The organism is Sphingomonas sp. CFBP 8765, from assembly GCF_014841445.1.
Lineage (GTDB): Bacteria > Pseudomonadota > Alphaproteobacteria > Sphingomonadales > Sphingomonadaceae > Sphingomonas > Sphingomonas aerolata.
Genome location: NZ_JACYTY010000001.1, coordinates 852,349 through 878,100 on the forward strand (window position 1 = coordinate 852,349; position 25,752 = coordinate 878,100).

The 25,752-nt window shown below is 67.3% G+C and carries 16 protein-coding genes; 9 read left to right on the forward strand and 7 right to left on the reverse strand.

Annotated features, from left to right (window positions below; translation table 11 throughout):
* Nucleotides 1-104: 104 nt before the first annotated feature.
* The gene (locus tag IFT87_RS04100; protein ID WP_192007610.1) at nt 105-3,230 is read right to left on the reverse strand and encodes a TonB-dependent receptor domain-containing protein; all 3,126 of its coding nucleotides are present in this window, start codon (nt 3,228-3,230) and stop codon (nt 105-107) included.
* Between the two features lie 227 nt (nt 3,231-3,457).
* Here IFT87_RS04100 and IFT87_RS04105 point away from each other — a divergent pair, with 227 nt between their 5' ends.
* The gene (locus IFT87_RS04105; RefSeq protein WP_031440253.1) at nt 3,458-3,991 is read left to right on the forward strand and encodes a hypothetical protein; all 534 of its coding nucleotides are present in this window, start codon (nt 3,458-3,460) and stop codon (nt 3,989-3,991) included.
* 65 nt (nt 3,992-4,056) lie between these two features.
* Here IFT87_RS04105 and IFT87_RS04110 read toward each other — a convergent pair whose 3' ends face one another.
* Complete coding sequence (locus IFT87_RS04110; protein WP_192007612.1) at nt 4,057-5,544, reverse strand: glycosyltransferase family 39 protein; 1,488 nt, start codon at nt 5,542-5,544, stop codon at nt 4,057-4,059.
* Between the two features lie 63 nt (nt 5,545-5,607).
* On the reverse strand, nt 5,608-7,869 hold the full coding sequence (locus IFT87_RS04115; RefSeq protein WP_249403171.1) for a glycoside hydrolase family 3 N-terminal domain-containing protein: 2,262 nt from the start codon (nt 7,867-7,869) through the stop codon (nt 5,608-5,610).
* Between the two features lie 209 nt (nt 7,870-8,078).
* Here IFT87_RS04115 and IFT87_RS04120 point away from each other — a divergent pair, with 209 nt between their 5' ends.
* The 7 genes from IFT87_RS04120 to IFT87_RS04150 all read left to right on the forward strand — a co-directional run bounded on the left by IFT87_RS04120 (nt 8,079) and on the right by IFT87_RS04150 (nt 18,960).
* Nucleotides 8,079-9,146, forward strand: coding sequence for a LacI family DNA-binding transcriptional regulator (locus IFT87_RS04120; protein ID WP_084215270.1), 1,068 nt, complete (start codon nt 8,079-8,081; stop codon nt 9,144-9,146).
* Nucleotides 9,143-12,208: a TonB-dependent receptor gene (locus tag IFT87_RS04125; protein ID WP_042466884.1), complete on the forward strand. Its 3,066-nt coding sequence runs from the start codon at nt 9,143-9,145 to the stop codon at nt 12,206-12,208. The genes IFT87_RS04120 and IFT87_RS04125 overlap by 4 nt, the downstream gene beginning before the upstream one ends.
* A 68-nt stretch (nt 12,209-12,276) precedes the next feature.
* Entirely contained in the window at nt 12,277-13,731 is a 1,455-nt protein-coding gene (locus IFT87_RS04130) for a glucoamylase family protein (protein ID WP_037531793.1), read from the forward strand.
* Between the two features lie 66 nt (nt 13,732-13,797).
* On the forward strand, nt 13,798-14,697 hold the full coding sequence (locus IFT87_RS04135; RefSeq protein ID WP_037531791.1) for a hydrogen peroxide-inducible genes activator: 900 nt from the start codon (nt 13,798-13,800) through the stop codon (nt 14,695-14,697).
* A gap of 93 nt (nt 14,698-14,790) precedes the next feature.
* Nucleotides 14,791-16,479 (forward strand): ABC transporter ATP-binding protein, encoded by a 1,689-nt coding sequence (locus IFT87_RS04140; RefSeq protein ID WP_192007613.1) that lies wholly within the window; start codon nt 14,791-14,793, stop codon nt 16,477-16,479.
* Entirely contained in the window at nt 16,469-17,560 is a 1,092-nt protein-coding gene (locus IFT87_RS04145) for an efflux RND transporter periplasmic adaptor subunit (protein ID WP_031440246.1), read from the forward strand. The genes IFT87_RS04140 and IFT87_RS04145 overlap by 11 nt, the downstream gene beginning before the upstream one ends.
* Nucleotides 17,557-18,960 carry a TolC family protein gene (locus IFT87_RS04150; protein WP_192007615.1) on the forward strand — a complete coding sequence of 468 codons (1,404 nt, stop codon included), beginning with the start codon at nt 17,557-17,559 and terminating at the stop codon, nt 18,958-18,960. Before IFT87_RS04145 ends, IFT87_RS04150 begins: the two co-directional genes overlap by 4 nt.
* A 17-nt stretch (nt 18,961-18,977) precedes the next feature.
* On the opposite strand, the gene IFT87_RS04155 is transcribed toward IFT87_RS04150, so the two are convergent.
* The 4 genes from IFT87_RS04155 to IFT87_RS04170 form a co-directional block, all read right to left on the reverse strand.
* Nucleotides 18,978-20,846 carry a gamma-glutamyltransferase family protein gene (locus tag IFT87_RS04155; RefSeq protein WP_192007616.1) on the reverse strand — a complete coding sequence of 623 codons (1,869 nt, stop codon included), beginning with the start codon at nt 20,844-20,846 and terminating at the stop codon, nt 18,978-18,980.
* A gap of 83 nt (nt 20,847-20,929) precedes the next feature.
* A complete protein-coding gene (locus IFT87_RS04160; RefSeq protein WP_031440243.1) occupies nt 20,930-22,102 on the reverse strand; it encodes an MFS transporter in 1,173 nt (390 codons plus the stop codon).
* Nucleotides 22,103-22,239: 137 nt separating this feature from the next.
* Nucleotides 22,240-23,601: a sensor histidine kinase gene (locus IFT87_RS20825; protein WP_052149305.1), complete on the reverse strand. Its 1,362-nt coding sequence runs from the start codon at nt 23,599-23,601 to the stop codon at nt 22,240-22,242.
* Nucleotides 23,598-24,275 carry a response regulator transcription factor gene (locus IFT87_RS04170; RefSeq protein WP_031440241.1) on the reverse strand — a complete coding sequence of 226 codons (678 nt, stop codon included), beginning with the start codon at nt 24,273-24,275 and terminating at the stop codon, nt 23,598-23,600. Before IFT87_RS04170 ends, IFT87_RS20825 begins: the two co-directional genes overlap by 4 nt.
* 149 nt (nt 24,276-24,424) lie before the next feature.
* Between IFT87_RS04170 and IFT87_RS04175 the strand changes: the two genes are divergently transcribed.
* Entirely contained in the window at nt 24,425-25,720 is a 1,296-nt protein-coding gene (locus tag IFT87_RS04175) for a glycosyltransferase family 4 protein (protein ID WP_192007617.1), read from the forward strand.
* Nucleotides 25,721-25,752: the final 32 nt, after the last annotated feature.

The window sequence follows — 25,752 nt, forward strand, 5'->3', positions numbered from 1 at the left end:
CTCGTCCCGCCACCACGCGCAGCCGATAGGTTCGCGGTCGAGCCCGGACAAAAAAAGGGGCGGTTCCGAAGAACCGCCCCATTCAAGACCGAGATGGCCTGACCCTAGAAATGCAGGTTCGCACCGATCGCAAAGCGGCGGCCCAGTGCGTCATACGTCGACGGATAGGTGTTGCCGCTGTTGAAGCTGGTCGAACCCACCGTGGACCCGACGAGCGGCGGCTGCTTGTCGAACAGATTCTGGACCGTGACGGTCAGGTCGAAATTCTCGGCAATGCCGATCCGGGTCGACAGGTCGATATAGTCGTAGGACGGGATCCGCGTGAAATCCGCAGACTGGCCGGCGAGAGCGCCACCGGTGAGCGTACCACTGAACGCCGCCCCGTTACCGTTGACGACATCGTCCGGCTCCTGCTGGACGTTATCGATGTGACGCCACAGCACCGAAACGTCGATATTGTCGACGAAGGTGAACGTCGCCCGAGTGTTCCAGGTGAATTCGGGCTGGATCGAGCCCGAGCCCCCAGCCGCAGCGCTGGCCGCGCCGCCGCAGTTGACCGAATAATAGCCGATGCACTCACGATTGATGAGGCCCGGTGCGGCCTGGAAGGTCGCAGAGTTCGACCAGTTGCCCTGGAACGACAGGCCCAGTTTGACACCCTGAGTCAGCGGCGTGCGATAGTTGATCGCGAGATCGATACCATCGGTCTTGACGGTGCCAAGGTTCGAGATTGCAGCCAGCAGACCCCGCGTGGTTGCCGGATCGCCGTCGAGGCCGCCCGTGACCGGGTTTCGCGAGATCGCGAGGCAGGCCGGGCTGGTGGCGCTCGCCGCGGTGATGGTGTCGAAGCAGCTGGAGATGATATCGCCCGGCGCGAACTGCGAAATCGCGCCCTTGATCTTGATGTTGTAGTAATCGACGTTGATCGAAAGGCCGGGAATGATCTGCTGCGGCTGGATGACGAGGCCGAGCGTATAGCTGTCCGACTTTTCCGGACGCAGGTCGAGGTTACCGCCGGACGTGATGTTCGCCTGACCCGCAGTCGGAACCGCAATGAGGCCGATGGTCGAGGCCGGCGCGCCCTGCGCGAGACAGACGGCGCGCAGATTGGCATCGTTGACCGGCGCTGCACCGGCGCAACGATCGGTCGCCAGGTTGGTCAGACCCGTATTCACAGGCGAAAACAGCTCGCTGATCGTCGGTGCGCGGACGGCACGCTGGTAGCTGCCGCGAACCTTCAGGCCCGTGACAGGCTCCCAGCTGCCGCCGCCCTTGTAGGTGGTCGTGTTGTACGAGGGCGAGTTGGCCGCGAACACCTTGTAGTGCGAGTAGCGGACGCCCGCTTCGAGCGTCAGGCTCTGGAAGAACGGACGATCCTGGACGAGCGGTGCGATGAGCTCGCCAAAGCCTTCGCTGACTTCATAGCCACCGTCGATGTTCGGCGCGGCGCCACCGGCGCCACCGAGTTCGCCAGCGGTCTGTGCCAGCGTATCCGAACGCTGCGACGCACGGTACTTGCGATACTCCGCACCGGCCGCGAAACCGATCGAGTCGCTTGCGAACGGCGAGGCAAAGCCGAAATCACCGTTGAGAACCGCGCGGGCCTGCGCCAGCGAGGTACGAACGGTCGTCGTGCTCTCACCCGTGATATACGAGGTCATATCGGGGGTGATCGAACCGTCGGCACCGAAGACGTTGAGCGGAACGCAGCCGGTTCCCGCGTCGATCGCCGCACCGCCGGGCGCACCGCCAAGGCAGCTCGTGGTGTTGGTTGCATAGACCGCGGACCGTACGCGCGACGTCAGGACATAGCCCTGCAGCGTCTGCGTATTCTCCGATTCACCGTAACCGCCCGAGACGTCGAGCTTGATACCCTCGGTCAGCCCAACCTTCACGCCGGCACGATAATCGAAGATCGTCGTCTGGAAGTTCGAGATGCGCGGCCCGACCTCGGTCGTCCGGCGCGACAGGTTTGTCGTGATCGTGCGGAAGTTCGGGTTTGCCGTCGTCACGCCGCCCACGGTGACGGTAGGGCTGGTCGCGGCTGCGGCGAGGTCGCACTGCGCCTGGGTGATGCTGGCGGCGGCGCAGAACTGATTCCGCGCACCGGCCGGCAGATAGGGGTTCGACAACGGCACGACGATCGACGAGTTGAACACACCCGACGGCGCGATGATCGTGTCGACGGTGTTCTTCGAGAACAGGCCGCGCGTATAGATTTCGACGCTGTCCGACACTTCGTAATGGCCGGCGCCATACATGTTGAACCGCTCGAACGGCGTCTGGAAGATGTTGTACGGGTTGAAGTTGAACGGAATGACCGCCGTCGTCAGCGAACCCGTGGCCGGGTTGATCTGGCGACGACCGCCAAGCGTGAAGACCGATGGGACCGTCGTGCCCGAGCCGCTGCTCGCGCCCGAGAACGAGTCGTAATTCTGCACCGAATAGTCGCGCTCGCCCTGATAGACGGGATCCGACTGCTGGTACCCGACCGAGAAGACCGCGTTACCGCGGCCATCGTCGAAATTGGCGCCGATCGTGATGTCGCCGCGGAAATAGGCACCATCGCCACGCTCGGTGATCTGGTTCGAGACCGAGGCGTCGATGCCCGAGAAATCCGACCGCGTGATGAAGTTGACGACGCCCGACACGGCGTCTGCGCCGTAGGTGGTCGCTGCGCCGCCGGTCAGCGTGTCGACCCGCTCGACCAGTGCGAGCGGAATGTTGTTGAGATCGACGCGACCGAGCAGACCCGAGGGTGCGATGCGGTTGCCGTCGAGCAGGACGACGTTGCGGAACGAGCCGAGGCCGCGAAGATCGACATAGGACGCGCCGCCGTTACCGTTGTTGACGGCCGAACCGATGCTCGGCGTCGCACCGGGCAGCGTACGCAGAATGTCTTCGGCGGTGTTCGACTGGCGAAGCTTGATTTCCTCCTGGCCGATGACAGTCACTGGCGATGAGGCGATCAGCGCGGGATTCTTGATCAGCGAGCCGGTGACGACGATGTCACCCTGGCTGTTCTCCGTGCTCGGCGCGGCTTCCGACGTCGTCATGCCGACCTCGCCCTGGGCGTTGGCGCCCGGCGTGGTCGACTGAGTCGCGGTCGCGCCCCCGGCGCGAATCCCCGAATTATCCCCCTGGACCTGCGCGAGGGCTGGCGTGGCGAACGTCGTCGCCCCCATCAGCAACGTGGTCGCAAGCAAATGGGCGCGAGCTGCAGATGTCATAAATACCCCTTTGTTGCCGGTGAATGCACCGTGCATTTTCTCCGGTTTTTCCGGTTCTGGTCACGATCTATCCAGCCACGCCATTGCGCTGCAACAATTATCGTCGATTCGGACCTTTTCTCATTTCGTTTGCGACATCACCGTGACATAACCGCAACATAGTGTCGTATGGCGAAACCCGAGGCCGGGTTCTGCCAAGCCAAAGCTCATAAGGCGATCATATGCGAATGTTATCGGCCATCTCTGTTGCCCTGTCAGCGCTGCTCGGCGGCGCGCTGCCGATCGCCCCGGCTGTTGCCGCGCAGGCCAGAGAAGACTCGTCGAAGACATTGGATGCGCTGGCCGCGTGCCGAGACATACCGGGCGATGCAGCCCGGCTTGCCTGCTTCGACACGACCGCCGGGCAGATCGCGCGCGCGCGCCAGGCAGGCGACCTGCTTGCGCTCGATCGTGGCAAGGTTATCGAGCGCAAACGCCAGCAATTCGGTCTTGCCGATGCCGGTCAGAGCCCGCTCGGCGGCGGTGAGGCGGATCGCGTCACACGCGTTACGGAGGTGCAGACCACGATCACCACGGCAAAGCCGGCGAGCTATGCGCGGTTCGCGCTGCAACTGGCGAACGGCATGGTCTGGGAAACGATCGAACCGCTCTCGCTGCAACCCCGGCCCGGTACCGCGATCACCATCCGGCAGGCCGGGTTTGGCGGGTTCAAGGCGTCGATCACCGGAGAGCGCGCGATCCTCGTCAAACGCCGCCGCTGAGGCCGGTCGCTATCTTCGGCACCTCTTAAAAAGGTGGCGTCCTGCGGTCGTGGACGGGCTTCAGATCAAGGCCGACATGCTCGGCGCGTCCGCGGGATATCGATCAGCGTCACCGCCGGGGCGGTGTCACGGGTGAGCGGTCGGGCGGTCACCGCCGGATCGTCAAGTATCGGCGGATGAAAGGGTCCCCATTCGACCACCGCGCCGCAACCCCGGTCGCGAATCACCGCAAGCGCGGCGGCGGGCGACAAATGCGGGCCCGAATACAGCCCGTCGGCCCAGCGTTCACGATAGGCCGACTGAACGACGATCGGTCTCGGGCCCTTGAGCTCCGCGTTTGAGCGATAGCGATCAAGCGCCAGCGCGACCGCATCGTCGCCGACGATGACGAGCGCGGGTTGATGGCTTCCAATCAAGGCCACGGCCTGGTGCCAGTGCTCGCGCTCACGGCTGGGCAGCCAGCTCGCCAGGCCGATGGCGCTCAGACCGAGCAGGATGGCGCCGCTTGCACGGGCGACGGGGGTCGATCTTATCCGCGTCACACCGAGCGCCACGAGCACCAGCTCTGGTCCGCTCGCCCAGCTCAGCGTGCGCGGCAGGAATATCGGCACCCGCTGGCTGATCGCGAACAGCAGTAGCGGCGCGCCGATCGTCAGGACGGCGAGCAGCCGCACTTCCGGTCGCGCCGCGCGCACCGCACACGCTGCGAGCCCGGCGAACAGGCCCGCCAGCAGCAGCATACCCGCAATCCCCGTCTCATGGGGAAAGAGCGGCAGATAGACCTGTGCGGTCATCGCCGCCGCGTCGCGCCAGGACGGTGTGGCGATCCACGCGATATTGGTCACGGGCATCGTCATCTGGCGGACGCTGATCATCGCCCACCACCCCCAACCGGCCAGCACCGCGACGTTCGTCGCCAGCCACCGCGCCTGTGCCCGTCGGTCACTCCGCAGCAACCAGAGCATTGCCACCCCCGCCAACCCGGCAAACAGCGCGACCGTCGTATGCGTATACAGGCCGATGAGCGTCGCAATGCCGTAGAGGACCAGCCCACCCGGTGTCCGGCGACGCAGATAGAGGACCATGCCAGTGCAGGCGAGCAGCACCGCCAGCTGCGCGAGCGCATAGCCGCGCACCTGTTGGCTCAGGTCCGTGCCCAGCGCGGAGAGCGACAGCAGCGCGGCGACGAGCAGCCCCACCTTCGCATCCCCGACCGCTCGCCCTAGCCCGTATGCCACGCCGATCCCCGCCGTCCCGATCCCGATCGGCAAGAGCCGCACCGCGACATCATCCTGGCCGACAAGCGCGATCCAGCCCGACAGCATCGTGTAGAACAGTGGCGGGTTGGTCTCGCGCAGCATCCAGCTGCTCCACAGCCGCCCCACGGGCTGGCGGGCGAATTCGAGCGACGCCAGCTCGTCATACCACAGCGAATACTGCGCCGTGTGGATGCGAAATGCCGCAACGGCGACGAGCATCAGCGCCAGCATCAGCGGCGCGCGCAGGCGTCCCGCCGCCGCCGGGGAACCACCATGCTGATCGACCCGCTTCACCCGCATCGCCTTTCCCGATCACGCGCGCCCGCACAAGGGGCGGCCTCACCGCATCGACGATCGTCAGACGAGCTGGAACTCCCCGGATACACCCTCAGCCTGTGCGGACGGCGCGATCCACAGGTGGAAGCGGCCCGGCTCGACCGTCGGCACGAGATCCTGGCCGATGAAGAGTAGGTCGTCGCGACGCAGCGTGAACGACACGACCTGCCGCTCGCCCGGCTTCAGCGCGACACGGCGAAACGCTTTCAGTTCGCGCACCGGACGCGTCACGCTGGCCGCGAGATCGCGGATATAGAGCTGCACGACCTCTTCGGCGGCGCGCGTGCCGCCATTGGCGATCGTCGCGCGCACCGTCAGCGCGCCATCGGTCGACAGACGCGCAGCGCCGAGATCGAGCGCTTCGTATTCGATCGCACCATAGGTCAGGCCATGACCGAACGGGAACAGCGCGGCATTGGCGAATTCGCGGTAGCGCGCCTTGTATTCGAGCAGCGGCCCTGGCGGGTTGGGGCGTCCGGTGTTCTTGTGGTCGTAATGATAGGGCTCCTGGCCCGTGGCATGCGGAAAGGAAACGGGCAGCCGCGCCGACGGCCCGGTCTTGCCGAACACGATGTCGGCGATCGCCGGCCCGTCCTGCGACCCCAGAAACCAGGTGACGAGGATCGCCGGCGCCTTGAGCACCGCTTCGCTGAGCACCAGTGCACGGCCGGTACGCAGCAGCACGACGATCGGCGTGCCGGTCGCGGCCACCGCCTCGGCCAGCGCCATCTGCGCGGCGGGGATCACGATCGACGCCCGCGACTGCGCCTCGCCCGACATGCGCTGGCTCTCGCCGACCGCCAGCAGGACGACATCGGCCGCGCGTGCGGCGGCCACGGCTGCGGCAATCCCGCCGGGGAGCGGATCGTCGATCCCCGACCCTGGCGTCACGCTGACCTGCGCCGGATCGGCCACTGCGGCCCGGATACCGGTCACCAGATCGACCGCTTCGGCGTCGGTGCCGTACACGTTCCACGGACCGATCAGGTCGTGCTGCCCGGCCGCGAACGGGCCGATCAGCGCGATCCGCCGTCCCTGTCGCGGCAGCGGCAGCAATGCGCCCTCATTCTTCAGCAGGACGATCGACCGCGCCCCCGCATCGCGGGCCAGCGCCAGCGTCTCGCGCGTCCGGATCCGCGTCTTCTCGCGACGCGGGTCGATCCGCCGGAACGGATCGTCGAACAGTCCGAGCGCGACCTTGAGCGCGAGGACGCGGCGGACCGCCTGGTCGAGCCGCGCCATCGGCACCTCGCCCGCCGCGACGAGCGCCGGCAGATGCGCCAAGTAGAACCCGCTTTGCATGCTCATGTCGACGCCGGCCATGAAGGCGAGCTTGGTCGCTTCGCGCGCATCCGTCGCAAAACCGTGCGCGATCAGCTCCTCGTCACCGGTATAGTCGGACACGACCAGCCCGCCAAAGCCCCATTCACGGCGCAGGATCTGCGTCAGCAGCCACGCATTCGCGGTCGCCGGAACGCCCGAAATCTCGTTGAACGCCGCCATCGTCGTCGCAGCCCCGGCGGCGAAGGCCGACTGGAACGGCGGGAAATACACCTCGCGCAGCGTACGCTCGGACACGTCCACCGTGTTGTAGTCGAGCCCGGCTTCGCCCGCGCCATAGGCGGCGAAATGCTTGGCGCACGCCGCGACCGCGTCCGACGCCGCCAGTCCCCGCTCGCCCTGGAACCCGCGGACCCGCGCGGCCGCCATCATCCGGCCGAGCAGGACATCCTCGCCCGCCCCCTCAACACCACGGCCCCAGCGCGCGTCGCGCGCGACATCGACCATCGGCGCGAACGTCCAGTCGATCCCCGATGCCGCCGCCTCGGCCCCCGCGGCCCGGGCGGTACGCCGTGCAAGTTCGGGATCGAAGCTTGCCGCCTCTGCCAGCGGGACCGGAAACACGGTCCGCAGCCCGTGGATCACGTCGGCGGCGAACAGCAGCGGGATCTTCAATCGCGACTGGCGCATCGCAGCGGTCTGCATCCGCTGTGCCATCACCGCGCCATTGCCGTTGAACACCCCGCCCAGACGCCCGGCGCGGACCTGCGCGAGCTGTTCGTCGAAACTCGACGACCCGCCCGCGGGGTTGAGCGCGGTCGCCGCCCCCCCCGCCCAGGCCGCCGCCATCAGCGTCAACTGCCCGGCCTTCTCGACGACGGTCATGCGCGCAAGCACGGCTTCGACCGATGCGGGCAGGGCACGCGGCTGTGCCGTCTGCTGCAGCAGCGCGCGCGCGGGGTTCGCCGCCCAGGCGGTCACCGCCCCGGCGCCCATGATCATCGCCCGTCGTGAAATCGTCCGTTGTACCATCGTCGCCGCCGTCATCCGCTAACCCTTTGTCCGTGCCTGTTTCGACCGCCCGGCTCCACCGGGCTGATGATCGTTGCAAGGTTCTTGATCCCCGTTTGTGGATCATGTAACCGGTTACATCAAGAACAACATTTCCAGCCGCGAACGACGGCCGACGCCAGAGGGGATCCTGACCAGCCATGTCGCATGCCACGATCCGTGATATTGCCCGCGAGGCGGCGGTGTCGGTGGCGACCGTGTCGCGCGCGATGAACGGGCTTGCCAGCGTCCGCCCCGAATTGCGCAAGCATATCGAGGAGGTCGCGACGCGGCTCGGCTATGTCCCGCATGCTGCGGCGCGACATCTGAGCTCGGCCCGCTCGGGCATGATCGGCGTGGTGATCCCCGATCTCCACGGCGAATTCTTCTCCGAACTGCTGCGCGGCATGGACCGCGAGGCGTCGGAGCGCGGGCTGTACCTGATGCTGATGAGGATGCACGGCGACGCGGCGCGCGGTGTGGCGGCGCTGAACGCGATGCGCGGTCGGGTCGACGGGCTGCTGGTGATGGCGCCTCAGGTCGCGGCGGACGAGCTGCTCGCGCACCTGCCGCGCGACATGCCCGCGGTGCTGCTGAACTGTGCGCCGGGGCAGCCCGGCCGCGCCGAACTGCGCATCGACAACGCCGCCGGCGCCGCCGCGATCGTCGAGCATCTGATCGCGACCGGCCGCCGCCGGCTGGTCCATATCACCGGCCCCGAGGGGAATATCGATGCCGAGGAACGCTGTCGCGGCGCGCGCGACGCCTGTGCGCGTGCGGGCGTGACGCTGCGCATCCTGCCGGGTGACTTCAACGAACCCTCGGGCATCGCCGCCGCCGCGACCCTTCTCGACGAGGGGTGCGACGCGGATGCGATCTTCGCCGCGAACGACATGATGGCGATCGGCGCGATGATGACGCTGAAACGGGCCGGGATTGCCGTTCCGGAGCAGATTGCGATCGCCGGTTTCGACGACATCCCGCTCGCCCGGCTCATCACGCCGTCGCTGACCACCGCAAGCATCGACATCGCGGCCTTCGGTGCGCGCGGCGTCGCACGGCTGGCAGGCGCGATTGCCGGGCAGGACGATGGCCTACCCGAGCAGCGCGTCCCGGTCGTCGTCATACGGGAATCGACCGGCCAGCCCGACCCGGCACGACCCAACGCATTTCTATCCACAATCCACAACGAGACACCCGATCAATCGGGAACAGGGGAACGACCATGACCAAGATGATGTTGCGTGCGGCAGCGCTTTCGCTGACGGCGCTGTCCGGCGGGGTGCTGTTCGCCCCAGCGCCGGCAGCCGCCCAGGTCGGCCAGGCGTCGTTACGCGGCACGATCACCGCGCCGGCGGACAATCCGGTCGTCGAGGTCACCGCGGTCGAGGTCGCGACCGGCCTGCGTCGCACGGTGCCCGCTGACGCCGCTGGCGGCTACAACTTCGCGTCGCTGCGCGCAGGCACCTATCGCCTCGAGATCAAGCAGCGCACCGGTATGCGCAATTCCGACAGCTTCACGCTGCGCGTCGGGCAGAGCGCCGGGCTCGACCTCGACCTGTCGAGCGCCGCGACGCCCCCCGCCACGCAGCCGGCCACGCCCGGTGCCGAACCCGATCCGACGGCGGACACCGGGGCGACCCCGGCGGCCGGCGGCACGGGCGACGAGATCGTCGTCACCGGCAACCGGATCCGCTCGCTGTCTGGCGGCCAGGTCGGCAGCAACATCACACAGCGGCTGATCGAGCAACTGCCGCAGAACAACCGCAACTTCCTTGCCTTCGCCGATCTCGCACCGGGCGTCCGCTTCATTGAGGACGCCAGCGGCGCGTCGCGCATCCAGGGCGGCGGCCAGGACAGCCGCACCGTGAACGTCTTCGTCGATGGCGTCAGCCAGAAGGATTACGTCCTCAAGAACGGCATCACCGGCCAGGATTCGTCGCCCGGCAACCCCTTCCCGCAGCTCGGCATCGGCGAGTATCAGGTGCTGTCGTCCAACTACAAGGCGGAGTTCGACCAGGTCAGCTCGGTCGCGATCACCGCGGTGACCAAGTCGGGCACGAACGAATTCCACGGCGAGGGCTTCTTCGATTACACCAACCAGAAGCTGCGCGACCGTCGCCCGAGCGAGATTTTCCCGACCACGATCCCGAAGGTGGACACGAGCAACAAGCAGTTCGGCGCGGCCCTGGGCGGCCCGATCATCAAGGACAAGGCGCACTTCTTCTTCACCTATGAAGGCAAGCGCATCACCAGCCCGTACGACGTGCGACCTGAGAACGGCTATCCGGTCGCGTCGATCCCCGAACAATATCGGGACGATTTCGGTACCTTCGCGCAGCGGTTCAAGGAAGACCTGTACTTCGGCAAGATCGATATCGTGCCGACCGACAATGATCTGATCGAGCTGTCGGGCAAATATCGCAACGAATCCGGGCTGCAGAACGCGACGGGCATCAACGCCGCGAGCACGTCGACGCTGAACAAGGTCGTCGACAAGCGCGGCCTGCTGCGCTGGCAGCATACGGGAAATACTTGGATCAACGACGCGCGCGTCTCGTATGAGGATGTGGTCTTCTCGCCGACGCCCGCGACCGACGGCATCACGCAGTTCTTCCAGGCGACGCAGCGGATCGGCAGCGGCACGCAGCGCACCGATCTGCTTCGCGCCGGCGCCGGTGGCAATTTCCAGACCAAGGGTCAGAAGGGCTGGACCGTCCAGGACGATTTCACCTTCACCGGCCTTCAGGGGCACACGATCAAGGTCGGCGCCAAGGCGAAATGGGTGAAGCTCAACACGCGCGAGCAGAACCTGACCAACCCGCAATATACCTATGACGTCAACGCAATCCCCGGCGTCGCCTTCAACGACACGCTGCCCTACCAGCTCCAGTTCGGCGCCGCCGTCGCGGCGGGCAATCCCAACGTCCGGTCGAACAATTTCCAGATCGGTTTCTATGCGCAAGATGATTGGGACGTCACCGATCACCTAACGCTCAATCTTGGCCTGCGCTGGGATTATGAGCGGACGCCGGCCTATCTCGATTATGCCACCTCGGCAGAGAATGTCGCAGCAGTGTCACCCGCCAATTACGGCAACCTCACTGGCGCCGACTACGACATCAACGACTATATCTCGACCGGCAACAACCGGAAGGCGTTCAAGGGTGCGTGGCAGCCGCGGCTGGGCTTCACCTATCGCTTCGACGAAGCCGGACGCTTCTCGATGTTCGGGGGCTATGGCCGCTCCTATGATCGCAACCAGTTCGACTTCCTGCAGCAGGAGGTCAGCCAGGGCGCGTATCAGGTCCGCACGTTCAACTTCATCGGCAATGATTCACTCAACCCCTGCGTGCCGAGCCAGACCTGTATCGCATGGGATCCGGTCTACCTGACCGAGGCCGGACGTCAGCAGCTGGCAACCTCTGCGAGCGGCGGCGGCCGCGCGATCGTCATGATGAACAACGACCTGAAGCTGCCCTATTCGGACCAGTTCAGCCTCGGTCTGCGCGGCCGTTTCTCGCCGGTCGAACTCGAACTGGGCTTCACGCATATCGAGAGCAATGACGGGTTCGCATTCCTGCTCGGCAACCGCCGCCCCGATGGAAGCTTCTTCTTCAACGATCCGGCCAACCCGACCGACGTACCGCAGTCGCCGTTCTCCTTCTCGCCGAACGGCTTCGGGTCGATCATTCTCGGCACCAATGGCCTGAAGACCAATTCCGATGCCGTCTATTTCAAGCTGACCAAGACCTATTCGGCGGCCTCGCCGTGGAGCATCGACGCGACCTACACCTACACGCAGGCCGACGAGAACCGCCAGTTCGGCGAAACATATTCGCTCGATTTCGCCCAGCTCTCCGATTATCCGACCTTGCGCTCGTCGGGCGTGCCGCGTCACCGGTTCGTCATCGCGGGCAGCGTCGATACGCCGATCGGGGTGACGATCTCGACCAAGTTCCAGATCGAATCGCCGATCTATCTCAAGGCGTTCATCGACAATTCGGATCCGTTCTCGCGAACGCTGGTCGGGCGCGAGGCCGATGGCCTTGGCGATCTCTGGGGTCGCCGACAGCTCGATTTCGCGTTCACGAAATATGTCCCGCTCGGCTTCATCTCCGATCAGACCAGGATCCGCATGCGGCTCGATATCCTGAACGTGATGAACGACCGCAATTACGTCGATTTCAACAACAGCCCGCTTGATCCGAATTACGGTCGGCGGTCGACCTACAGCACGGGCGGCAACGCTCCGCGCACGGTCAAATTGTCGGCGGGTTTCTCCTTCTGACCTGCCCCCGGGGGACGTGGCCCAGCCACGCCCCCGCTTTTTTTTGAAGACCAGACCCGAAGGATATCATGATCGATCGCAGGCAGATGCTGGGCCACAGCACGCTCGGCCTGGCGGGACTCATGGCCGGCTGCGCCGCGCCGTTCCGCCCCAGTGCTCCCCTCCCCAGCGCGCCCCTACCCCGCCCCGGGACCATCGCCACGCCGATGCCGAGCGCCTTGCTCGCGGACCTCCATCACCGCAGCTTCCGCTATTTCTGGGACACGACCGATCCCGTCACGGGTCTTGCACCCGATCGTTGGCCGACCCCGTCCTTCGCGTCGATCGCCGCGGTCGGCTTCGCGCTCACCGCCTATCCGATCGGGGTCGAGAATGGCTGGATCACGCGCGACCAGGCGCGCGCGCGGACCCTGGCCACGCTCGAATTCTTCGCGGCCGCCCCGCAGGGCGACAGCCGCAGCGACGACAGCGGCTTCAAGGGCCTGTTCTACCATTTCCTCGGCAGGACCAAGGGTCACCGCTTCGCGCGGGCCGAACTGTCGACAATCGACACTGCGCTGCTGATCGGCGGGGTGCTGTTCGCACAGAGCTGGTTCGATACCGAACATCCGGGCGACGTCCGGATCCGTGCGCTGGCGGACCAGCTCTATGCCGCGATCGACTGGACCTGGATCACCCCGCGTGCACCGTTCATGGCGATGGGCTGGCATCCCGAAAGCGGCTTCATCCCGCATGACTGGAACATCTACAACGAAGGCCTGCTGCTCTATATCCTCGCGCTCGGCTCGCCGACGCACGCGCTGCCGGCAGAGAGCTGGGATGCGTGGACGAGCCGGTTCGACGCGCAGTGGGGCGACCGCTGGGGCGGCGAGCCGCACGTCCAGTTTCCCGCGCTGTTCATCCATCAGTACAGCCATTGCTGGATCGACTTCCGCGGTATTCGCGACCGCTACATGACGGCGAAGGGCATCGATTATTTCGAGAACAGCCGCCGCGCCGTCCGCGCGCAGCGCGCCTATGCGATCACCAACCCCGAAGGCTGGGTAGGCTATGGCCCCGACGTCTGGGGGCTCACCGCGTGTGACGGCCCCGGCGATTTCGCCATCGACATCGGTGGCCGCCGCCGAGAATTCTTCAGCTATGCAGCCCGCGGCGTCGGCGACCGGGACGACGGGACGCTGGCCCCGACCGCGGCGGCGGCATCGATCGCGTTCGAACCCGAATTGTCGAGCCGTGCGATCGAGACGATGCACGCCCGCTACGGCGCCCGCATCTACGGCAAATACGGCTTTCTCGATTCGTTCAACCCGACGCTGACGGCCACGTCGGTGCCGCTCAAGCATGGCAGCGTCAATCCCGCTGCGGGGTGGGTGGACGACGATTATCTTGGCATCGACCAGGGCGCGATCGTGGTCATGATGGAGAATTGGCGCACCGGCCTCGTCTGGACGACCATGCGCCGCAATCCGCATATCCGCCGCGGGTTGCAGCGCGCGGGGTTTACCGGGGGCTGGCTGACCTGATCGCCGCACCGGGCGATGACGCGATAACAGGTGCGCACGGCCGGCTCGGGCGCGATAGGATGACGCATGCATCGCCCCAGGACCACCATCCGCCAGCTCAGCTATTTCGTCGCGCTTGCCGAAAACGGCAGCTTCACCCGCGCGGCCGAACGGATGGGCGTGTCGCAGCCGTCGCTCTCGCAACAGATCCGCGCGCTCGAGACGATTCTCGGTGCGCCGCTCTTTGAGCGCGGCGGGCCTGCGATCCCGACGCCGCTCGGCCGCGAGCTTCTCGAGCGCGCGCGTCGGATCCTGTTCGACCTTGCGGACCTGGAGGAAGTGCGCGTCGCTTCAGCGGACGCGCTGGTCGGGACGATCCGGCTGGGCGTATCGCCGACGCTCGGCGCCTATCTGCTACCGACCTTCGTCGCGCGTCTGCACCGTGACCATCCGACGCTGCGCATCCATGTCCGCGAAGGCCTGCCCTCCGCGCTGACCGCGGGACTCGCGGCGGGTGACCACGACCTGATCCTCGCACAGCTGCCGGTCGCCGGGCGCGGATTCCACACCGAGCGTCTGTTCCGTGAGGCGCTGTATCTGGCGATGGCGGCGGACCATCCGCTGGCCCCCAAGGCTGGAATCGAGATGGCCGATCTGCGCGGCCAGAACCTGCTGACGCTCGTCGCGGACTATCGCCTCGCGCAACAGGTCGCCGCGATCGCCGGCGAAGTCGGCGCGGTCGTGCTCAATGATTACGAGGGCACCAGTCTCGACGCGATCCGGCAGATGGCCGGGATGGGCATGGGACTGGCCCTGCTGCCCGAGCTCTATGTCCGCCAGGAAGTGCGCGACGGCGACGACGTAACCGTGCGGCCGTTCAACCAAGGTCGCCAATATCGCGAGATCGGGCTCCTGTGGCGCATCGGCGCGGGCCGTGCTCCCGCCTATCACCTGATCGCCGACCTGTTGCGCGCGGTCGGCCCATAGGTTTATCCTATCGACGATATAGCCGCCCCGTAGTTGCATCAATAAGGCTGTGCGGCGATTCTAATTGCGGGCTCGAGCAGTTGGATGACGCAGGTGGCAGGCAAACGAATCGGATGGCGTGAAGCGCGCGGCTGGCTGGGCGAGATCGTTGCACCCGATACGCCCTATCTCCGCCTCGCAATGGTGTACGGCGTCGCGATCAGCCTGTTGTCGCTCGCCACGCCGATCTCGGTGCAGCTGCTGATCAACAGCGTCGCCAACACCGCGCTGCCCGCACCGTTATGGACGCTGGCCGGGCTGTTGCTCGTGCTGCTGCTGTTCGTGGCCGGGCTCAGCGCGATGCGCTTCTGGGTCATGGCGCTGTTCGAACGGCGGTTCTTCGCGCGCGTCGTCGCCGAAATCACCGAACGCGCCGTCCACGCGCAGAACCCCTTCTTCGCCGATCAGAATCGCGGCGACCTGTTCAACCGCTATTTCGATCTCGTCGTGGTGCAGAAGGCGGTGCCGAGCCTGGTGATCGGGGCGTTCACGATCATCCTCCAGTCCGCGGTCGGGCTGGTCGTGACGAGCTTCTACCACCCCTTCTTCCTCGCGTTCAACGCCCTGCTGATCCTGCTGGTGCTCGCGATCTGGACGATCTGGTCGCGCGGATCGATCCGCTCCGCGGTCGCGCTCAGCCACGCCAAGCATGAGGCCGCCCGCTGGCTTGAAAGCCTGGGCGGATCGAACGGCTTCTACAAATCCAGCCGCCATCTCGATTTCGCGATGGATCGGTCCGAAGCCGTCACTGCAACCTATGTTGACCGGCACGAACGCTATTTCCGCTACAGCTTCGCGCAGACCGTGGCCTTCCTGCTGCTCTATGCCTTTGCCAGTGCGGCGCTGCTCGCGCTCGGCGGCAATCTGATCCTGCGCGGCGAATTGTCGATCGGACAGCTGGTCGCGGCCGAGCTGATCCTGAGCGGCGTCTTCTACGGCGTGTCGCAGCTCGGCTGGTATCTCGACACGCTCTACGACCTGATCGCGAGCGCGGAGGAATTGTCGCTGCTGTTCGCGATTCCCCAGGAACAGGCGGCCGCCACCGCGGGACAGGCGCCCGCCGATGGCGCGGTCCGGCTCGAGGCGGTCGAAGTGGAGGGTGCGCGCTTCGACTTCTCGCTGGCGGCGGGCGAACAGCTCGTCACGCTGGCGGATGGCGGGGCGGAACGGTTGCTGGCGATGGTGCTCAAGCGGCACATCGTGCCCGAGCGCGGGCTGGTCACGGTCGGGGGCGCCGACATGGCGACGTTCGACATGTACCTGTTGCGATCCGCGGTGATGGTGCTCGACCGGCCGACGATCGTCGAGGTGACGATCCGCGAATATCTGTCGCTTGCCGCGGCGGCGGGATCCGACCCGGGCGGGATGCTCGAAGTCCTCGATGCCGTGGGCCTGCGTGAACGGGTTGCACAGTTCCCGCACGGGCTCGACACCCCGCTTGCCGCGTCGGGCTATCCGCTGGCGATCGGCGAGGTCGTCGCGCTCAAGCTGGCCAGCGCGCTGCTCGTGCGACCACGCGTGCTGATGCTCTCGCAGCTGTGCGACCTGATAGCCGCGGAGCGGCTGGCGGACGTGCTGCGTCGGTTGAAGGCAGCCGGGACGACCACCCTGCTGTGTACCGGCCGGCCCGAAGACATCGTCCTTGATGGCTGGTTCCGGCTCGAACCGCATCGCCAGCGACGCTTCGCCACCCATGCCGCGCTGATCGCCGACGCGCATACGGAGTCGAACGATGCCGTATAGTCCCGATCGCGTCGCACATTTCCCGACACTGGCGAAGATGCGCGCCCCGCGCAGCGCGGTGACGGTCGCGTGGCTGCTGTTTATCGGCATCGCGGTCGCGATCGCGATCATGGCGCTGGTCCCCTGGGTTCAGACCGCCAATGGCACCGGCCAGGTCGTCGCGCTCGATCCCGACGATCGCCAGCAGCAGGTGACGGCGTTCGTGCCGGGCCGCGTCGAACGCTGGTACGTGCATGACGGACAGCATGTCGAACGCGGCGATCCGATCGCCCGCGTCGTCGATCTCGACCCCGATCTGCTGTCGCGTCTGCGCGCCGAACGGGCGCAGGTCGAGGCGGAGATCGCCGCGGTCCAGCAAAGCCGCGCGGTCGCCGGCATCGACGTTTCGCGTACCGCGCAGCTGTTCGCCGAGGGGCTGGCGGCACGGCGCGACTATGAGCAGACCCAGATCAAGGTCGCCGATGCAGGCGCCAAGCTGGCCGAGGCGCGCGCCAAGCTCAACCGGATCGACATCCAGCTCAACCGCCAGTCCGCCCAGATGGTCCGCGCACCCCGCGACGGTCGCGTCCAGCAGCTCAACGCCACGACTGGCGGATCGATGGTGTCGCCCGGTACGGTGCTCGCGGTGATCGCGCCCGAGCGCGTCGAACGCGCGGTCGAGCTGTTCGTCGACGGCCGTGACGTGCCCGTGCTGCGTCCCGGCCGACCAGTCCGCCTCGAATTCGAGGGCTGGCCTGCGATCCAGTTCAGCGGCTGGCCGTCGGTTGCACAGGGCATGTTCGACGGCCGCGTCCGCACGATCGATCCCAATGCCGCGCCAGACGGGCTGTTCCGCATCCTGGTCGAGCCCCAGCCCGGCAAGCCCGCCTGGCCCGCGCGCGAATTCGTCCGGCCCGGCGGCAAGGTGCGTGGCTGGGTGCAGGGCGAGACGGTGCTGGTCGGCTATGAACTCTGGCGCCAGCTCAACGACTTCCCGCTCGAATTCGGCCGGCGTCCGGCCGCGGCAGCCTATGGCGCGGCAAAGGGCGAGGCCAAGGGCATGGACGCGAAGGCCTCCGACGAGGAGGGCGGCAAGAAGTGACCCGCTTCCTCGTCGCGCTGCTAATGCTGCTGTCCCCGGTGTCAGCGATCGCGCAAGCCGCCCCACTGACACTCGACGAGGTGCTGCGTGCCTCCGCGCGGTCGGCCCCGCAGATCGTCGAGGCACTCGCGCGCGTCCGCCAGGCGGAGGGGCGATCGCTGTCGGCGGACGGCGCGTTCGACACGGTGTTCGACGTCGACGGCAAGTCGCGCGTCGCGGGCTATTATGACGGCACGGTGGTCGAGAGCCGTGTGACGCGGCCGCTGACGACCAATGGCGGCTATGTCTATGGTGGCTACCGCGCGTCACGAGGCACTTTTCCTGTCTATGAGGATCAAGCCTATACCAACCGGCTGGGCGAGGCCAAGGTCGGCGCGCTGTTCGCCCTGCTGCGCGACCGCGTGGTCGACGAACGCCGGACGCGGCGCAGCGTCGCCGGCGCGGACATCGACGTCGCACGGTTCGAGGCGCAGATGGTCGCGATCGGCGTTCAGCGCCGCGCGGTCGACGCCTATCAGGCCTGGGTCGCCGCAGGGTTGCGCCTGCGTGCCTATCGCGACCTGCTCGACCTTGCCGAGCGGCGGCGCGGCGCGATCGGGCGGCTGGTGACGCTGGGTGCACGACCCGAGATCCTGTTGACCGAAAACGACCAGAACCTTGTCCGCCGGCGCGCGCTCGTCGTGCGTGCCGAACAGGATATCGCCACCGCCGCCAACTCACTTTCGCTCTATCTGCGCGACGATGCGGGGGCGCCGCTGCTCGTATCACCCGACCGGCTGCCCGCGGACACGAGCGCACTTGCCGGCGTCGCGCCGACCGGATCGAGCGCGGCAGCGGTCGCGCGGCCGGATTACCGGGCGATCCTGACTCGGATCGATCAGTCGACCGCGCGGCTGATGCTGGCGGAAAACGATCTGTCGCCCCGGCTCGACCTGCGCGGCGAAGTCGGCAAGGATGTCGGCCCGGTCGGTCTGGGCGGACCGAACCGCACGCCGCTCGAAGCGGCGGTCGGCTTCCGCTTCAGCGTCCCGCTTCAGAATCGCGCCGCCAAGGGACGCGTGGCCGAAGCCCGCGCCGAGATCGACGCACTGGCACAGCGCAGCCGCTTCCTTCGCGACCAGATCGCAATCGAGGTCGAAGGCATCGTCATCGCGGTCGGCGCGACCGAACGGCTTGCCGGGATCGCGGAGGAGGAACGCAGCCTTGCCGACCGGCTCGCTGTCGCCGAACGCCGTCGCTTCGAGCTGGGATCGGGCGACTTCTTCCTGGTCAACCAGCGCGAGGAGACCGCGACCGATGCGCGCGTCCGCCTGATCGACGCGCAGGCGCGGATCGCCTCCGCGCGCGCCGAACTCGCCGCCGCGACGGCCGACCGTGCCGCACTGGGGCTGGACCGCTAGGCCCCGCCCCGGCTCACTCAATAGGCGAGTGCGCAGCCATCGGCGCGCATCTCGCTCGCCGCGGCATAGACGCGGGTGTCGCCGTCCATCCGGTGTTCGACACATTCGTAGCGTCCGAAGCCGCCATCGGGATCGCCGATCGTCCACCCCATGTCGGCCAGCCGCTTGCGCGTCGCGACCGGCACCCCGGTTTCTAACCGTAACAGCCCGGTGGGTCCGAGCCCGGGCGTATCCTCGCCCATCGATTGCGACGATCCCTCGTGATGCCAGCGCGGCGAATCCCCTGCCGACTGGATTTCGAGCCCATAGTCGACGCGGTTGACGATGATCTGCGTCTGCCCCTGCGGCTGCATGTCGCCGCCCATCACCCCGAAGCTCATCCACGGCGCGCCCTTGCGCGTCGCGAAGCCCGGGATGATCGTCTGGAACGGCCGCTTGCCCGGCGCATAGATGTTCGGATGACCGTCCTTGAGACTGAACAGCTGCCCGCGATCCTGAAACATGAAGCCAAGGCCATCGGCGACGAGGCCCGATCCCATCCCGCGGAAATTGGACTGGATCATCGACACCATCATGCCGTCCTTGTCCGCGCAGCTGAAATAGGTGGTGTCGCCGTGGCTCGGCGCCTGCCCCGGATAGACCGGGGTCAGCAACCGGTCGGGGCGGATCAATTTGGCGCGCTGTGCGGCATAGTCCTTGGAGATCAGCCACTCGACCGGCACCTTGGCGAAGTGCGGATCGGCATAATAGCGCGCGCGATCCTCATAGGCGAGGCGCTTGGCCTCGGCCTGCAAGTGGATCGACAGCGCGGACTGGAAGCCTGCACCCTTCAGGTCGAACCGCTCGAGGATGTTGAGCATCTGTAGCGTCGCCAGCCCCTGCGTGTTCGCGCCGAGCGCGTGGACGGTCGTGCCGCGATAGTCGGTCGTGCTGGGCGCGATCCATTCCGAATGGTGCGCGGCGAGGTCCGCCGCCGACAGCCACCCGCCGATCCGCTTGAAGTAGCGCTCGATCGTCTGCGCGATGTCGCCCTCATAGAACGCATCGCGTCCACCGCTGGCGATCGCGCGATAGGTGCGTGCGAGGTCGGGGTTGCGGAACACGCCCCCCGCCGCCGGCCCCTTGCCGTCCGCCAGCCCATAGGTACGCAGCGCATTGACGGACTCCTCCAGCCCGTTCCCCGGACGGCGAAACGCGGTGAGGCTGCGGCGGATGTAATAGGCAATGATGTCGGGCACCGGCGCGCCCGCTTCGGCGAGCGCGATCGCGGGCTGGAACAGGTCCGCCCAGGGCAGCTTCCCGTAGCGCTGGTGCATCGTCCACCACGCATCGACCGTCCCCGGCACCGACACGCTAAGTGCGCCGAGCGGCGGCAGTGCGCCGTTCCTGGCGCGCGATCGCACCGTTTCCAGGCTCAGGCCGCGCGGCGATGCGCCCGACCCCGCGAGGCCGACCACCGCCTTGGCCTTGGGATCCCAGATCATCGCATAGGCATCCCCACCGATCCCGCTCGACGTCGGCTCGAGGAAGCCGAGACACGTGTTGATCGCGATCGCCGCATCGACCGCCGACCCACCCGACCGCAGGATGTCGATTCCCGCCTGCGTCGCGAGCGGATGCGCGGTCCCCGCCGCGCCGTTGAGGCCGTAGACCGCGGTGCGCGACGCGAAGCTCGCGCCGATCGGCCGGTCGCCGGCATGGACGTCGGGGCGCAGGAAGCGCTCCTCGCCGGGCGCCCAGAATGTAGGATTGGTATCCGTCGCGGGTGCTGCCCCCTGACCCGGGCCGGGGGCGGGGTCGGTGCTGGCTGTACCGCGCTGCGCAGATGCGAGTGTCGGAAGCAGCGCCGTCGCCGGCAGCGATGCGATGAAGGTGCGACGATGCATTGGCGAACTCCCAGGACCCGGCATGGTTGTTGCCCGCAGGGGCGATCGGCGCAAGTGGCTGAAATCGGCGGCGCGTCGACGGATCAGCGCCGGCGTCCGGCCGCGACGACCTGAAGCAGCACCGCCGCCGCGGACAAGGCCGCGCCCAGGCCCGTGACCGCGACCCAGCCGTCCATGTGCCATGCCCAGGTCGCGCCGGCGGATCCCGCCGCGCCGCCGAGGAACATCGCCCCCATGAAGATCGTGTTGAGCCGGGCGCGGGCCTCGGGCCGCAGCGCGTAAACCACATGCTGGTTGGAGACGAGCGCGCTCTGCACACCGAAATCGAGCAGGATCACGCCGACCACCAGCCCGGCAATCGAACTCCACAGCGCAAAGACCGCCCAGCTTGCCAGCGTCAGCACGGCCCCGAGCAGGATCACCAGCCTGGGACCGCGGCGGTCGGCGATACGCCCGGCGACCGGCGCGGCGAGCACGCCGACCGCGCCGACCACCCCGAACAGACCCGCGATATCCGCCCCCAGACCGAAGCGCGGACTCTGCAGATGGATCGCGAGGATCGTCCAGAACACGCTGAACGCGCCGAACAGCAGCGCCTGCGTGATGGCGGCCTTGCGCAGCGCGCCGAACTCCCGCCAGAGACCGCCGAGCGACCGCAGCAGCCCTGCATAACCGAGATCCGCGGTCGGGACGCTGCGCGGCAGCCGCAACGCCATCACCACCCCCGCGCCAAGCGCCATCGGCACGCCCAGCCAGAACATCGCTCGCCACCCGGCATGCGTCGCGACGAAACCCGCCAGCGTCCGGCTGAGCAGGATGCCGCACAACAGCCCCGCCATGACCGTCCCGACCGTTGCACCGCGTCGTTCCGGGCTTGCGAGATGCGCGGCGAACGGCACGACCTGTTGCGCGACGGTCGACAATATCCCGACGAGCAGCGACGCGGCGATCAGCATCGCCGCGCTCGGGGCGATCGCCGCGAGGATCAGGGCCGCGGCCAGCCCCAAGAACTGCACGACGATCAGGCGCCGGCGTTCGACCAGGTCGCCGAGCGGCACCAGCAGGAACAGCCCCGCGGCATAGCCAAGCTGCGTCGCGGTCGGCACCAGGCTGGTCGCGGCCCCGGGCAGGTCGCGCTCGATGATCCCCAGCATGGGCTGGTTGTAATAGATATTGGCGACGGCAACGCCGGCCGCCGCGGCCATCACGAACGTCAGCCCCCGACCGAGATGGTGTCCGCCCGGCGGGCCTGGCATCGACGCATCCGGCTCCAAGGGGCCACGGTCGTCCGCAATACTCGTCATACCAAATTCCTCTGCGACCGCGTGCCCGCTATGTGGACCATGGTGCAATGCCCGATAAGAGCGCGTCAGTGGCGAAGATGGGGTCGCGATCAGCGGCGCATCAATGCGGTGCGGAAGGTAATCGCGAACCGGGTCCGCCCCGGCCGCGACGCGAGCACCACCCGCGTCGCGTGCGCCTCCGCGACCTGCGCGACGATCGCCAGCCCCAGCCCGCTGCTGGCGGATGCGGCACGATCGCGTTTCCAGAAACGGCGAAAGATCGACGGCTGATCCGCCTCGGGGATGCCGGGGCCGTCGTCGCAGACCGCCAGCGTGCCGTCTGTCCCGATCGTCACGTCGATCCGACAGCCAGGACCGCTATGCTTGACCGCATTCTCGATCAGGCAGCCCAGCGCCTTGGCGATCCAGGCCGCATGGCCCGCGACCATCACGCTGTCCGCCTCCGTCGACAGCGCGATCGACTTGCCCTGACGGATCGCCAGCGGCGCGATCGAGGCCACGCCGTCGGTCGCTATCGCGACGAGATCGACCGATGCCGCGGTATCCAGCGCGACGGTTTCGAGCTCGGCGATCTCCAGCACCTGCTCGACGATGCGGCCGAGCGTGTCGAGATCGCTGCGCAGCGTCGCTCGCAACGTCGCATCCTCGACCTCCTCAACACGAAGCCTGGCCACCGCGATCGGCGTGCGCAGTTCGTGCGCCGCATCGGCGATGAAGTCGCGCTGCATGCGGTAGCTCGACGTCAGACGCTCCAGCAGCGCATTGACCGCACGCGCGAGCGGACGCACCTCGGCCGGAAGCCGGTCGTCATGCAGCCGCAAATCGAGCGGCAGCGCATCGTCCGTCCGCAGCGATGCGGAGGCTCGCCGTACCGGCGCGACCGCACGCCGGATGATCAGCACGTCGATCGCCAGCAGAACCAGCAGGACCGGCGTCACGATCGCCAGACCGTAGAGCAGGAACTGCGCCAGCAGGTCGTCGAGAATATAGTCCGGGTGGGTCAGGTTCTGCAGGACGACGATCCAGACACGCGCGCTCCCGACGCGCACCGGGCTGCTGGCGCCGGCATAGAAGGCGTGCCGCGACTGCCGGCGGAAGAAACGCTCCTCGTCGCTCAGCGGGATGGCAGCGAGCGGCACCAGGATCGGCGAGTCCGACCGGAACAGGACCGCACCACGCGGATCGACGATGCGGAATGCAAAGCCCGCCCCCGGCGCGAACACCGCGGCGCTGGTCCCGTCCTGGGTCAGGTGCAACCTTCCGGTCGCGTCCTGCGACAGCGCCTGGCGCAGGGCCTGGGCATGGACGTGGACCGTCTGATGCTGGATCCGCGCCGCCGTCGTGTCGAGAAACAGATAGACCCCGCCGGCCACCGCGACGGCGGTGATCAGCACCGCGATCGCGTGCCAGCGCAGGATCTGCGCCATCAGCGACCGTGGCGGCCGCGTCACGCGTCCCGCTCCAGCATCATGTAGCCGACTCCTCGGACCGTAACGATATCCGCGGTCGCCTGCGACTCCGCCAGGCGACGCCGCAGCCGGTGGACATAGACCTCGACCGCATTCGACCCGAGATCGTCGGCGAGCCCGAACAGCAATTGTTCGAGATGCTGCTTGGTCACCACCCGGCTCGTGCGGCGGATCAGCCCGGCGAGCACCTCCAGTTCGCGCGCGGACAAAACGGTCGGCCGGCCGGCAACGGTGACCTCGCGCGTTGCCGGATCGAACCGGACATTGCCGCAATCGATCGTCCGGTCGACAATCGTGCCGCTGCGCCGGAGCAGCGCCTGGATGCGCGCGAGCAGTTCCTCGGGCGCGAACGGCTTGGCGAGATAGTCGTCGGCCCCCGCCTCAAGCCCGGTCACGCGGTGTGCGACGCTCGCCCGCGCGGTCAGCGCGATGACCGGCGTGGGATCGTCGCGGTCACGCAATTCGCGCACGACCGACAGGCCATCGCCGTCCGGCAGCCCGAGATCGAGGATGACCGCGGCATAGCGCGTATAGGACAGGATCAGCCGTGCATCGGCGGCCGTCGCGGTCGCGTCCGCGGCATAGCCCGCCTCGCCGAGCAGCCGGATCAGCATCGTGACCAGATCGGCATGGTCCTCGACGATCAGGATCCGCATCGACGCTCCCCGGTCGGGCTGCCCGGAGCGCACCGCCCGCGCCGATGGCCGCCTGTAAGGCTGGCGTAAGCCGGACGGGATAGGCCGACCGATCCTCGATCCCGATCGATGTCGCGCGATGCGCCGTCAGCAAAAATCAGAGTGTCTCCATGTCCAATATCCTTGGCCCGTTCGAACGGCTTGCAGCGACCCGCGCCGCGGTGTCCCGCGTCCGTGCGGCGCCCTACCAGCCGCGCCGGGTCGCCCTGTTCTCGGGCAACTACAACTATCTGCGCGACGGCGCCAACCAGGCGCTCAACCGCCTTGTTGGGTATATTGAGCGCGACGGCGTCGACGTCCGGGTCTATTTACCGACATCGCCCCGCCCCGCCTTTGACCCCAAGGGCACATTGGTGTCGGTCCCGTCGGTTCGCATTCCGGGTCGCGGCGAGTATCGGCTGGGGCTCGGATTGCCGGCGGCGGTCCGGCGCGATGTCGAATGTTTCCGCCCCGACATCGTCCACCTGTCCGCCCCCGACTGGACCGGCGTTGCCGCGCAGCGGCTGGCGCGGACGATGGGCGTCCCGGTCGTCGTCAGCCTGCACACGCGGTTCGAGACCTATGCGCAATTCTATGGTGCGGGATTGATCCGGCCAACGATGGAACGGCATCTCGACCGGTTCTACACCGGCAGCGACGCGATCCTCGTGCCCACCCCGCCCATCGCCGCCGAGTTTTCCGCCAAGGGGCTTGGCGAGCGGACACGTCTCTGGGGTCGCGGAGTCGATCGCGACGCCTTCTCCCCGCGCCACCGCGACCTGGCCTGGCGTCGGTACATGGGCATCGCCGACACCGACATCGTCCTGCTCTTCTTCGGCAGGCTGGTCCGCGAGAAGGGGCCGGCGCTGTTCGCCGACATCGTCGACGCGGTTCGCACGGGTAGCGGAGATCTGTGCGGATCATCCGCCACCATCCGGGCCGTGATCGTCGGCGACGGGCCCGAACGGGACTGGCTAACGCGGCGCCTGCCGGACGCGATCCTCCTCGGCAGCCTGTCGGGCGACAGACTGGCCCGCGCAGTCGCCAGCGCGGATATTTTCGTCAATCCGAGCATTACCGAAGCCTTTGGCAACGTGACGTTGGAAGCGATGGCATCGGGATTGCCGAGCGTGTGCGTCGACATCCCCAGCGGACGCAACCTGCTGCGCAAGGAAACGGGCATGTTCTTCGCCGCGAACGATCTCGATGCGGCGGTTGCCGCGGTTCGCCGTCTTGCGCTGTTCTCGGATCTGCGCGCGTCGATGGGCCGGGCCGCACGTGCGGCAAGCGCGGCCTATGACTGGGACACGGCGTCGGCGATGGTCCTCGACGCCTATCGTGCGCTATTGGGCACGGACACGGTGTCGGCAACCGCCGATCCGGGTGCCGCGCCGGCACTCTGGCGGAACCGGTTGGCCGCGGGCTGAGCGTCGTGACAGAACAGTGCAGCGCCCGGACG

Coding starts and splice junctions, on each gene's coding strand:
- IFT87_RS04100 (WP_192007610.1), bottom strand. CDS start 3,230: ATGACATCTGCAGCTCGCGCCCATTTGCTTGCGACCACGTTGCTGATG.
- IFT87_RS04105 (WP_031440253.1), top strand. CDS start 3,458: ATGTTATCGGCCATCTCTGTTGCCCTGTCAGCGCTGCTCGGCGGCGCG.
- IFT87_RS04115 (WP_249403171.1), bottom strand. CDS start 7,869: ATGATCATGGGCGCCGGGGCGGTGACCGCCTGGGCGGCGAACCCCGCG.
- IFT87_RS04120 (WP_084215270.1), top strand. CDS start 8,079: ATGTCGCATGCCACGATCCGTGATATTGCCCGCGAGGCGGCGGTGTCG.
- IFT87_RS04125 (WP_042466884.1), top strand. CDS start 9,143: ATGACCAAGATGATGTTGCGTGCGGCAGCGCTTTCGCTGACGGCGCTG.
- IFT87_RS04130 (WP_037531793.1), top strand. CDS start 12,277: ATGATCGATCGCAGGCAGATGCTGGGCCACAGCACGCTCGGCCTGGCG.
- IFT87_RS04135 (WP_037531791.1), top strand. CDS start 13,798: ATGCATCGCCCCAGGACCACCATCCGCCAGCTCAGCTATTTCGTCGCG.
- IFT87_RS04145 (WP_031440246.1), top strand. CDS start 16,469: ATGCCGTATAGTCCCGATCGCGTCGCACATTTCCCGACACTGGCGAAG.
- IFT87_RS04155 (WP_192007616.1), bottom strand. CDS start 20,846: ATGCATCGTCGCACCTTCATCGCATCGCTGCCGGCGACGGCGCTGCTT.
- IFT87_RS04160 (WP_031440243.1), bottom strand. CDS start 22,102: ATGCCAGGCCCGCCGGGCGGACACCATCTCGGTCGGGGGCTGACGTTC.
- IFT87_RS04170 (WP_031440241.1), bottom strand. CDS start 24,275: ATGCGGATCCTGATCGTCGAGGACCATGCCGATCTGGTCACGATGCTG.
- IFT87_RS04175 (WP_192007617.1), top strand. CDS start 24,425: ATGTCCAATATCCTTGGCCCGTTCGAACGGCTTGCAGCGACCCGCGCC.